This is a genomic window from Myxococcus dinghuensis (genome assembly GCF_024198235.1).
Classification (GTDB): domain Bacteria; phylum Myxococcota; class Myxococcia; order Myxococcales; family Myxococcaceae; genus Myxococcus; species Myxococcus dinghuensis.
On the sequence record NZ_JAKCFB010000042.1, the window covers coordinates 63103 to 73233 of the forward strand.

At 70.2% G+C, this 10131-nt stretch carries 6 protein-coding genes and 1 pseudogene; 1 reads left to right on the forward strand and 6 read right to left on the reverse strand.

Annotated features, from left to right (window positions below; translation table 11 throughout):
- Positions 1-100: 100 nt before the first annotated feature.
- Positions 101-514: a type II secretion system protein GspG gene (locus LZ198_RS35315; protein ID WP_253976542.1), complete on the reverse strand. Its 414-nt coding sequence runs from the start codon at positions 512-514 to the stop codon at positions 101-103.
- A gap of 55 nt (positions 515-569) precedes the next feature.
- On the reverse strand, positions 570-2030 hold the full coding sequence (locus LZ198_RS35320) for a response regulator (protein ID WP_253976543.1): 1461 nt from the start codon (positions 2028-2030) through the stop codon (positions 570-572).
- A gap of 467 nt (positions 2031-2497) precedes the next feature.
- On the opposite strand from LZ198_RS35320, the gene LZ198_RS35325 reads away from it, so the two are divergent.
- Positions 2498-4495, forward strand: coding sequence for a DNA/RNA helicase domain-containing protein (locus LZ198_RS35325; protein WP_253976544.1), 1998 nt, complete (start codon positions 2498-2500; stop codon positions 4493-4495).
- Positions 4496-4504: 9 nt separating this feature from the next.
- Here the strand turns inward: LZ198_RS35325 and LZ198_RS43310 are convergent, their stop codons facing one another.
- The 4 genes and pseudogenes from LZ198_RS43310 to LZ198_RS35350 all read right to left on the reverse strand — a co-directional run.
- A complete protein-coding gene (locus LZ198_RS43310; RefSeq protein WP_267145501.1) occupies positions 4505-7372 on the reverse strand; it encodes a sensor histidine kinase in 2868 nt (955 codons plus the stop codon).
- 115 nt (positions 7373-7487) lie between these two features.
- Positions 7488-8609 (reverse strand): hypothetical protein, encoded by a 1122-nt coding sequence (locus LZ198_RS35340; protein WP_253976545.1) that lies wholly within the window; start codon positions 8607-8609, stop codon positions 7488-7490.
- A gap of 208 nt (positions 8610-8817) precedes the next feature.
- A complete protein-coding gene (locus LZ198_RS35345) occupies positions 8818-9693 on the reverse strand; it encodes a tryptophan 2,3-dioxygenase (RefSeq protein ID WP_253976546.1) in 876 nt (291 codons plus the stop codon).
- Positions 9694-9822: 129 nt separating this feature from the next.
- Positions 9823-10131 (reverse strand): annotated as a pseudogene (locus LZ198_RS35350) (cell wall protein); the annotation flags it as partial.

The window sequence follows — 10131 nt, forward strand, 5'->3', positions numbered from 1 at the left end:
CCCCGCTGGCATGCCCGCCTGCCCTGGAGGCCAGCGGGTCGCGGGGAGGACTCGCGCCCGGGGCGTGCGCGCGCGCCCGGACGGAGCGTGGGGACGCTCGCTACTTCACGTCCGGCCGGGGGTGGCCGTCGTGGTTGGTGTGGTCCTGCTCCTCGCCGCTGCCGCCCCGGTCGTCGCTCTTGCCGAACGTGGCGATGAACACCTGCTCCCCGTTGGAGGTGTAGCGGTAGGGCCGCCCCCACGGGTCCACGGGCAGCGACGGGAGGTAGCGGGGGACGAGCAGCGAGTCCAGGTCCGCCTCCTCCGGCAGCACGTTCCCGTCCGCCCGGTAGCGCCCCAGCGCGTCCTCCAGCACGCCGATGTCCTGGTGGATGCGCTCCGAGTACACCGCCTTCGAGCGCGTCATCGCCCCCACCAGCACCGCGCAGAGGAGCAACAGCGCGAACGACAGGCCCACCCAGAGGATGGGCGAGCGGCGAGAGGGCGGAGGGTGGGAGTCGGAGGTGGAACTCATGCGCCGCACCCTACCGCCGCGAGGGCCTCCGGGTGCGGAAGAGTTGCCGCGGCCCTCAGAGGGCGCGGAACAAGGGGACCGGCTGCTGCTTGCCCTTCAGGCGGACGGGGGGCAGGTCCTCGAAGGCGGTCTCGTTGGCGTCCACCAGCTCCCGGGTGCGCTCGCCCACCAGGATTTCCCCGGGCCCCGCGAGCGCGCACAGCCGCGCGGCCACGTTCACCGCGTCGCCGATGCAGGTGTACTCCGCGCGCAGGGTGCCGCCGATGTTGCCCGCGACGACGACGCCGGAGTTGATGCCCACGCCCAGCTCCAGCACCAACGGCTGGCCCTCGCGCCCGTTGGCCGCCCACTCCGCCTCCGCCTCCACGCGCAGGTCGGTCATGGCGTCCATCATCATCTTCGCGCACTGGAGCGCGCGCAGCGCGTCGTCCGTGCGCGCCACCGGGGCGCCGAACACGGCCATCAGCCCGTCGCCGAGGAACTTGTCCAGCGTGCCGCCGCACGTCAGCACCGCGTCCGACAGCCGGCCCAGCACCTGGTTGAGCACGCCGACGACCTGCTCGGGAGGCAGGCTCTCCGCCAGGCCGGTGAAGTTGCGGATGTCCGCGAAGAGCGCGGTGACCTCGCGCTTCTCGCCGGTGAGGACGACGGCGTCCGCGCTCTTGAGGATTTCGTCCACCACGGCGGCGGAGGTGTAGCGCGCGAACAGCTTGCGCATGCGCTCCGTCTCGCCGGTGCGGCGCACGACGCTCTCGATGCGCGCGGCCAGCTCGTCCATGGACGCGGACTTGTTGACGTAGTCATCCGCGCCGGCGCGCAGGCCGCGCACGCGCTCCGCCTCGCGGTCGTTGGCGGTGAGGATGATGACGGGCAGGCCCCGCGTGGGGCCCTCCTTGAGGCGGCGGCACAGCTCCACGCCGTCCAGGCCGGGCATCTCCAAATCACTCAGGACGATGGCCGGCTGCAGGCGGCTCATGCCCTCCAGCGCCTCGAACGGGTCCTGGAAGCACAGGACCTCGTAGCCCAGCGCGACCAGGCCCTCCTGCACGAAGGCGCAGGCCAGGGGGCTGTCGTCCACCACCACCACGCGGCGGCGGCCGTCGACGAAGGGGCGCGGGTTCTCCTGGCGCCCGGCGATGCGGTTCTGCAGGCCCAGGGCCTCGTAGATCTGCTTGTAGGTGCAGTGGCCCAGCTCGACGAGGATTTCGCCGAGCTTGCGCCCGTCGCGGCGCTGGCGGGCGAGCGCCTCCTCGAGCTGCGCGAGCGTCACGTACTTGAGGCCCACGAGCAGCTCGCCCAGGGCGGGCTGCGTGGGGCCCTTGTCATGGTGCAACCCGAGCGCCTCCCCCAGCGCGTCCTGGATCTGCTCGCGGGTGACGTACCCGAGCGAGATGAGAGCCTCGCCCACCCGCTGCCCCGTCAGGGCCTGGAGCGCGAGCGCCTCCTGCACCTGACTGGGCGTGACGATGCCCAGCTTGAGCAGCAGGTCACCGAACAAAGGGCTGGAAGCACTCATGAATTCGGCCTCTGCGTCCAATGGGGGCGCTGGACGTGAAGCCAAGCGTAACCCACCTGTTCGTGGACGGGGAGACCGTCTCGCGGAAGCGCCGGATGACTTTCGAGGCACGAGATGACCGGGCGTTCAAGGGCGCGCAATGACGCGCGAGCCCTTGGATGAGAGTGGGCAGAAGGCAGACGTGAGGCGAAAGTCGAGGGAACGCGCCCTGGCGAGGCCCGCCGGGGTCTGATTGGACTCGATGGCACGAGCCCTGGGCTCGAACGTGGCGACGTAGACGAACACGATGCGTTCCGACAGTGCTGGATTGTCGCACGGAACACGCGTCGAGTTGCGTCCCGCACCGCCCCGGGATTCGCGGACGACCCGTGAGGGCGGAATGCGCTGGGTGCCGCGCCAGATGAACCCGGACGCCCTCGCCTCCATGAACACGGTAGGCTTGCGCTCGCCTCCGGAGAGACGACTCCTTGAACCACCGAGCAGAGCCGACCTCGCGTTCCTACTACGCAGCCTTCATCTCTGAGTTTCTCCAGACCCCGCCGCAAAGCATCCTCGGAACATTCACCCTCCAGCAGGGCGCCCTTCAGCTTCCAACGGAGCCAGAGCAAGTACGGGCATGGGAGCGAGAGCTGTCGATTCTGACGGCAGCGCTTCAAAGCCTCGGTCCCAAGTGTCATTCCTGGTCGGTGCTGTTCGAGGTCTCCCTCTTCAGAACCGGCAAGCGGCTCGACGCTGTCGTCCTCGCTTCGGGCGTTGTCTGCGTCATCGAGTTCAAGGTGGGGGCGTCACGGTATGCGGCAGAAGACGTGCTCCAGACGGAGCGCTACGCCCATGACCTGCGCAACTTCCATGGGGTGTCGCAAACACGCATCGTCGTCCCCGTCCTCTGTGCGGAGAGCGCCCCGAAGAAGCCCGTTCGAGTGCGGCATGTCGACCGTGTGGCAGACCTGGTCGAGACGAACGCCCAGACATTGGGCGCGGCACTGGAAGCAGCCGCAGGCCTGAGCGGCGAGGCCGAACCGCCCCTCGATTGGAAGACGTTCCAGGACTCCCCCTATCGTCCCACGCCCACCATCATCGAAGCGGCCAAGGCCCTCTATGCGGGCCACCAAGTCGCCGACATTGGACGAGGAGACGCTGCCAGTGATTCGCTCCTCTCGACGGCCAACGCCCTGCAAGACGTGATTCGCCGAGCGGAGCAACTGCGCGAGAAAGTGGTCTGCTTCGTCACCGGAACGCCTGGAGCTGGGAAGACGCTGCTCGGGCTCGACCTGGCACTCACACAACAGCAGAGCACGCACGCGCCTAAGGCCCTGCTCTCGGGAAATCGGCCGCTGGTCCACGTGCTCACGGAGTCCCTCGCAGCGGACAAGGCCTCTCGAACAGGCATCCCCAAAGAGCAGGCCAAGCGGACGGCAGAAGCCGCCATCCAGAACCTCCTTGGCTACCTGAAGCAGCACCACCAAGACTCAAAGCCGCCCGAGCACGTCATCATCTTTGATGAAGCCCAGCGGGCCTGGAATGCAGAGGTCGGCAAGAAGCTCCTTGGTCGAGCGCAGTCCGAGCCCTCGCTCTTCCTAGCGATTCTGGACCGACTGGAATGGGCCTGCCTGGTGTGCCTGGTGGGACCTGGCCAAGAGATTAACCAGGGCGAAGGGGGGCTCGCACTCTGGGGGGAGGCGTTGTTCCAAAGTGCCGCAGAGGGTCGCCCGTGGCGCGTGCTGGCCGCACCTCAAGCCCTCCGAGGTGGAGCGGATGTCTCGGGCCCGGGGCTCCTCGCTGGAAACCCACAGACCGCTTTCCGCGTCGACGAAGACCCCCGGCTGCATCTCGCGAACTCGATGCGCGCATTTCGCAACGAGCGCCATGGGCGATGGGTGACCCTCTTGCTCACGGGGGCGCTCGACGAAGCAAAGCGCGTCGCAGACGAGATGAGCGAGCCACCTGCATACCTCACCCGAGACCTCAACGCCGCCAAGGCCTGGCTTCAGCGCTATCGCCGCGGCGGGCGTTCAACGGGCCTCCTCGCAAGTTCGAACGCAGTTCGACTCGTCGCAGAGGGGATTCCCCCGGCGCCGCGCTCGAATGAGCTCGACGCCATTGGGCACTGGTTCTTGAAGCCCTACTCCGACTTCCGAAGCTCTGGAGCGCTCGAGACGCCTCTCAGTGAGTTCGGCTGCCAAGGGCTTGAAGTGGACTATGCAGGCGTGTGCTGGGGCGGAGACCTGCTCTGGCAAGAAGAGCACTGGCTTGTGCGGAAGATGCAGGCCCCGCACTGGAAGCGCGTGAAGGCGGAGGACCGTCAGCGGTTTCGCTTGAACAGCTACCGCGTCCTGCTCACCCGCGCCCGCGCAGGCACGGTCATCTACGTCCCACCCGGAAACGATGATGACCCGACTCGGCGCAAGGACGAGTTCGACGCGACCGCCCAAGCGTTGTCCCGGGCAGGGTGCCGCTCGCTCTGAGCCACCCGCTCACGTCGCGTGGAAACCCGGCAGCGGGAGCTGCACGGTGAAGGTGGAGCCCTTGCCGGGTTGGCTCTGCACGCGGATGACGCCGCCGTGGGCCTCGACGATGCGGCGGGTGATCCACAGCCCCAGCCCCAGCCCCTTGAAGTGTTGCACCGCGGCGGAGCGCTCGAAGCGCTCGAAGATGCGCTCCTGCTCCTCCTCCGCCACGCCGATGCCCTCGTCGCGCACCGCCAATTCGGCCATCGGTCCGCTCGCCTCCACCACCACCGTCACCGGTCGCCCCGCGCCGTACTTCGCCGCGTTGGACAGCAGGTTCACCAACACCTGCTCCAGCCGCAACCGGTCCCACTGCCCCACCACCACCACGTCCGCCACCATCCGCACCTCGCTGCCCGCGCGCGCCAGCTCCTCCGACATGCGAGACACCAGCTCCCGCGTCAGCGCCGCCAGGTCCACCTCCTCGCGGTGCAGCTTCAGCCGCCCCGCGCTGATGCGCGACACGTCCAACAGGTCGTCGATGAGCAACTCCAACCGCTGCCCCGCCCGCGCCGCCTTCTCCGCCCGCTCCGCCAACCCGCTCGCCGCCATGGCGTCCTTCGCCATCCGCGCCAGCAGGTCGATCTGCAACTGCAACGCGTTGAGCGGCGACTTCAATTCGTGCCCCGCCACGCTGAGCAGTTCGTCCCGCGCCTTCACCGCCTGCGTCGCCGCCCCGTACAGCCGCGCGTCCTCGATGGCCAGCGCCGCCCGCGCCGCCAGGCTCTCCAGCAGCGCGCGCTCCTCCATCGTGTACTCACGCCCCCGCGCCTCGCGCATCACCCCCAGCGTCCCCAGCACCCGCCCCCGCGCCCCCAACGGCACGATGATGAGGCTCTGCGGCCCGTACCGCTCCAGGAACGTCACCCCCTCCGGCGACACGTCCTCGCGCAGCTCCTCCGCCGACAACCGGGGCACGAACAACGTCTGCCCCGCCGCCGCCACCCGCCCGGACAACCCCGCCCCCACCCGCGCCGGATGCAGCCGCAGCGACAGCCCCAGCACCTCGCGCGCCTCCGGGTCCGGGTGGTGCGCCGCCTCCACCTCCAACATCGTCCGGTCCTCGTCGAGCAACTGCAGCACGCACGCGCCCCCCAACGCCTCCGACACCTTGCGCGCCAGCACATCCAGCACCGTGGGCAGGTCCAACCCCGCCTCCGCGATGAGCTGGCTGACCTGCACCAGCACGTGCAACCGCGCGGCGCTGCGCCGGCTCTCCTCCTCCGCGGCCCGCGCGTCGCGGAACAGCCGCGCGTTGTCCATGGCCATCGCCGCGCGGCGCGCCAGCTCCTCCGCCAGCGCCAGGTCCGCCACGTCGAAGGGCGCCCGCCACGACTCGCGCACGAAGGTGAGCGCCCCCAGCGTGCGCTGCCGCGCCACCAGCGGGGTCACGATGAGCGCGCACACGCTCCACGTCGCCGGCTGCCCGTCCGCCGCCGGCACCCGCGTCCGGCGCGTCTCCATGCGCGACTGCCCCGTCTCCAGCACCCGCGCCAGCGCCGACGCCTGCCCCAGGTGCGGGGGGAAGCTCGTCAACTCCCGCATCCGCTCCGCGTCGCCCCCTTCCGCGTGCAGCACCACCAGCCGGCGCAGCACCCCGTCCTCGTACGAATCCACCGCGCACCCGTCCGAGAACGGCCCCACCGCCAACCGCGCCACGCCCGACACCGTCTCCTCCCAACCGAGCGTCCCCGACATCAGCGCGCTCGCGTCCGCCAGCAGGCTCAGCCGTCCCCCCAGCGCCTCCGCCTCCAGCCGCGCGGTGTGCTCGCGCTCGTACAGCCGCGCCCGCTCCAGCGCCTGCCCGCACTGCCGCGACAGCCCGACGATGGAGGCGCGCTTGATGGGCGTGAAGCACCGCTCCTCGACGAAGCCGAAGGCCAGCGTGCCGAACACCCGCCCCTCCACGAACAGCGGCAACAGCACCAGCGCCCGCAGCGGCCCCCGCTCCATCAACGCCGCCACCTGGGGATAGCGCTCGCGCGTCTCCTCCAGCGTCTCCAGCCACACGGGCGCACCCGCGCGCACGGCGTCGTAGCCCGGCAGGCCCTCGCCCTCCCGCGGCAACACCCGCATGGGCTCCAACAGCGCGTCCGGCACCCCCACCGCCGCGATGAGCTCCGCGTTGGCGCCCCGCTCCGCCGTCAGGTGCACCATGCCCGCCGCCGCCTCCACCGCCGGCAGCCCCAGGTCGAGCACCACGTGCGCCACCTCCACCCGGCTGAGCGTCTGGCCGAAGGCCTCCGTCACCGTCTGGAAGCGCCCCAGCCGCGCCACCTCCTGCTGCTCCACCTCCGCCCGCGCCCGCGCCGCCGCCTGGCGCGCGTCCTCCGCCACCTGCTCGCGCTCCAACGCCAGCCCCGCCAGCCGCGCGCAGGGCCCCAGCTTCGTCGCGTCCTCCTCCGTCGGCAGGTGGCCGGGACGGAAGATGGCGCCCACCACCCCCATCAGCTCCGGGTTCGACTCGAAGGTGACCGGCAGCGCCACCAGCGCCACCGGCCCCAACCGCCGCCGCGCCTCCGGCTCGTCCGCCAAGAGCGCGTCGCGCTCCAGGTCCACCGCCACGTAGGGCACCAGCCCCCCGCGCGCCTCCTTCGCGCGCTGCAGGAGCCGCTGGCCACAGGCCACCGCCGCGTCCTCCGCCAGCCCCGACGTGCGCCGCGTGCGCGACGTGCCTCCGTTGGCCCGCCAACACACGAACAGGCCCGACACGGGCAGCATCGCCGCCGCGTGGCGCAACAGGTCGTCCAGCACCGACGGCACTGTCATGAGCCGCTCCACGACCCGAACCACGCGGTCCGCCGCGGCCCCCTGGCTGCTCTGGGGCGCCTTCATGCCCACACATCCCCCCCGGGACGGCGGGCACCATCGCCTCCGCCCCAAGGTCCTCAGTGTCCCATGTCCCCGAGGTCAGCGGAACCCGGCGACCCCGGAGGCCTGCGCGCGTCTTTCAGTGAGCCAACACATTGAAGACCGCGAAGAAGGTCTCCAGCACGATGAGCAGGACGATGACCGCCTCCAGCGTGTGCGAGCGGTCGATGTCCACGTCGCCCTTGAGCAGGCCATACGTCTGCGCGAGCAGCTGCTGCTTGCGCGTCACCGACCCCTGCCACGCGGGGATGCGCATGCGCCGCACCGCGCCCTCGTAGACCTTGGCCAGGTAGAAGTCGCCGATGATCTTCAAGCTGTTGTCCACCCGCTCGATGAACTCGTTCAGGTCCACCAGCGTGGACAGCGTCTGGCGCGTCAGCGTCCGGTAGGGGCTGCGGAACAGCGTCGTCCACCCGTGCCGCTTGGCCTGCACCTCGTCGTGGATGCGCGCGATGTACGCGTCCAGCCGGGCGTCGTAGTAGCGGAACTCCAGGAGCTGCGCGTTGGCGATCTCCAGCAGGTCCGGGATGTCCCTCGAGCCCGACGGCTCGTAGACGAAGGCGCTGTTCCAGTCGATGACGACCAGGTCGTCGACGGTGTAGCTGAAGGACGTCTGGGTGACGGCCTCGCTCTCGCGGCGCGACAGCGGCGTCTCGCCGTTCTCCCCCAGGAGCAGCCGCGCCAGGTCCGCCTGCGTGCGCACCTCCTCGGCGGAGGGGTTGCCGCGAATCGCCTCCGCGAAGATGACGGTGTAGCTCTCGTTCTGGTCCCACAGGTGCGGCTTCTGCGCCGCGGGCGCAATCGTGTTGCGCACCCCCTCCACCAGCTCCACCGCCAGGTCCTCCAACGCCTGGCTGTCGTAGAGCTCGTCCGCCACGCGCGTCAGCTGCTCCACCGACGTGCCCGGCGTCACCGGCACGCGCAGGATGATGGACGCCGCGCCATGGTCGAACAGGCGCGCGGTGGCATCCACCGTGATGGGCCCGTCCCGCAGCGCCAGCGGCCGGCGCCCCAGCTCGTACGCCAGCGGCGGGTTGGGCAGCTCCAGGTACTGGCTGTTCTCACGCGACAGCTTCAGGCGACGGGTGTCCTCGGACAGCGCCCGCCGGGCGCGCTCGAGGTCGATCTCCTCCGCGATGTCGAACGTGCGGTAGCAGAGGATGTGCGCCTTGTCGAAGAGCAGGGGGGCGGCGGCGGCCATGGTGCCCCCAGCCTAGCCCGCCCATCCCCACGCGGGCTGTCCAAAGCCGGAATTCCTCGTCAACCTGACGAACGCCAGACGCTCCGGCCCGGCTCCGACACGCGACGCGAGGCCTCGACCCGGTCACCCCGCGTCACATGTCGATGTTTCACGGCCGAACCCTGTCACGCGCGCATGCCGAGGTCCGGACGGCCCTCCAAGGACGACGTCAGGGAGTCCTGCCACGGGGCGGCGGGGCCAGCTCCGTGCGCACGTCCCACAGCTCCGGGAAGAAGCGCAGGTCCAACGCCTTGCGCAGGAAGGACACCCCGGACGAGCCGCCCGTGCCCTGCTTGAAGCCGATGATGCGCATCACCGTCATCATGTGGCGGTAGCGCCAGAGCTGGAAGCGCTCCTCGGTGTCGACCAGCTTCTCGCACATCTCGTAGGCGTCCCAGTGCGCGTCGATGTCCTCGTAGATGCGCCGGAACACCTCCACCACCCCCGGGCTCTTCTCGTAGGGCTGGCGCCAGTCGCGCTCGACGCGGTTCTCCGGCACCGGGTGTCCCATGCGCGCCAGGTGGCGGAGGAATTCGTCATACAGGCTGGGGGACTCGAGCAGCCGCCCCAGCTCGCCGTGGAGGTCCGGCTGGTGACGGAAGGGCGAGAGCGCGTTCACGTCTTTGTTACCGAGCAGGAACTCCAGCGCGCGGTATTGCCAGCTCTGGAAGCCGGAGGCCGGCCCGAGCGCGTCGCGGAACTCCAGGTATTCATTGGGCGTGAGGGTCTCCAGGACGCTCCACTGCTCGAAGAGCATCCGCTGGATGTGCGCCACGCGCGCGAAAATCTTGAAGGAGGGCTCCAGCTTGTCCGCCTGGACGTAGCGGATGCAGGCGCTCAGCTCGTGGATGAGAAGCTTCATCCACAGCTCGCTGGTCTGGTGCTGGATGATGAACAACAGCTCGTCGTGATGGGGAGGCTGTGAGCGCGGGACCTGCGCCGACAACACCCGGTCGAGCTGAAGGTACTCACCGTACGTGGTCCGTCCGGCCAGGTCGGTGATGATGCCAGGCTCCAAGTCTCGTTTGTTCATGGGCCCGGGCATTCATGCCCCTGCGCGCCCCCGCGGGCAAGCCTTCTCCCGTACGGGCGGACCCCGAACCCTCTCCAGGCGACGGAGCGGTTGACGGGGGTGCGGTCACTCTCTGCCCGGGCCGGGGCAGCGTGCCGCTTGCTAGCCGTTCGCCGCTTGAGCGGCAGCCAGCGCCTTCGAAGCGGCGCGCCCCCGAGGCAGCTTGATGTCCTCCACGCTGTCCGGCGGAGCGTAGTCGACCCACGCGGACGGGCGGCGGTTGGTCTTCTCCAGCATGCGCAGCTTCTGGTAGTGCGCCGCGCAGTAGCCCTTGGTCCGGCTGGGCTTGCCGCAGCCGATGATGGCGCACACGCGGGCGCCGTCGGCCGCCGCGGGCTTGCGGCCGCGCCGCTTGCCGCCAGTGGTCGCCGCCGCGCTCACCGCGCCGCGCGCCGGAGCCGCCGGGCGACC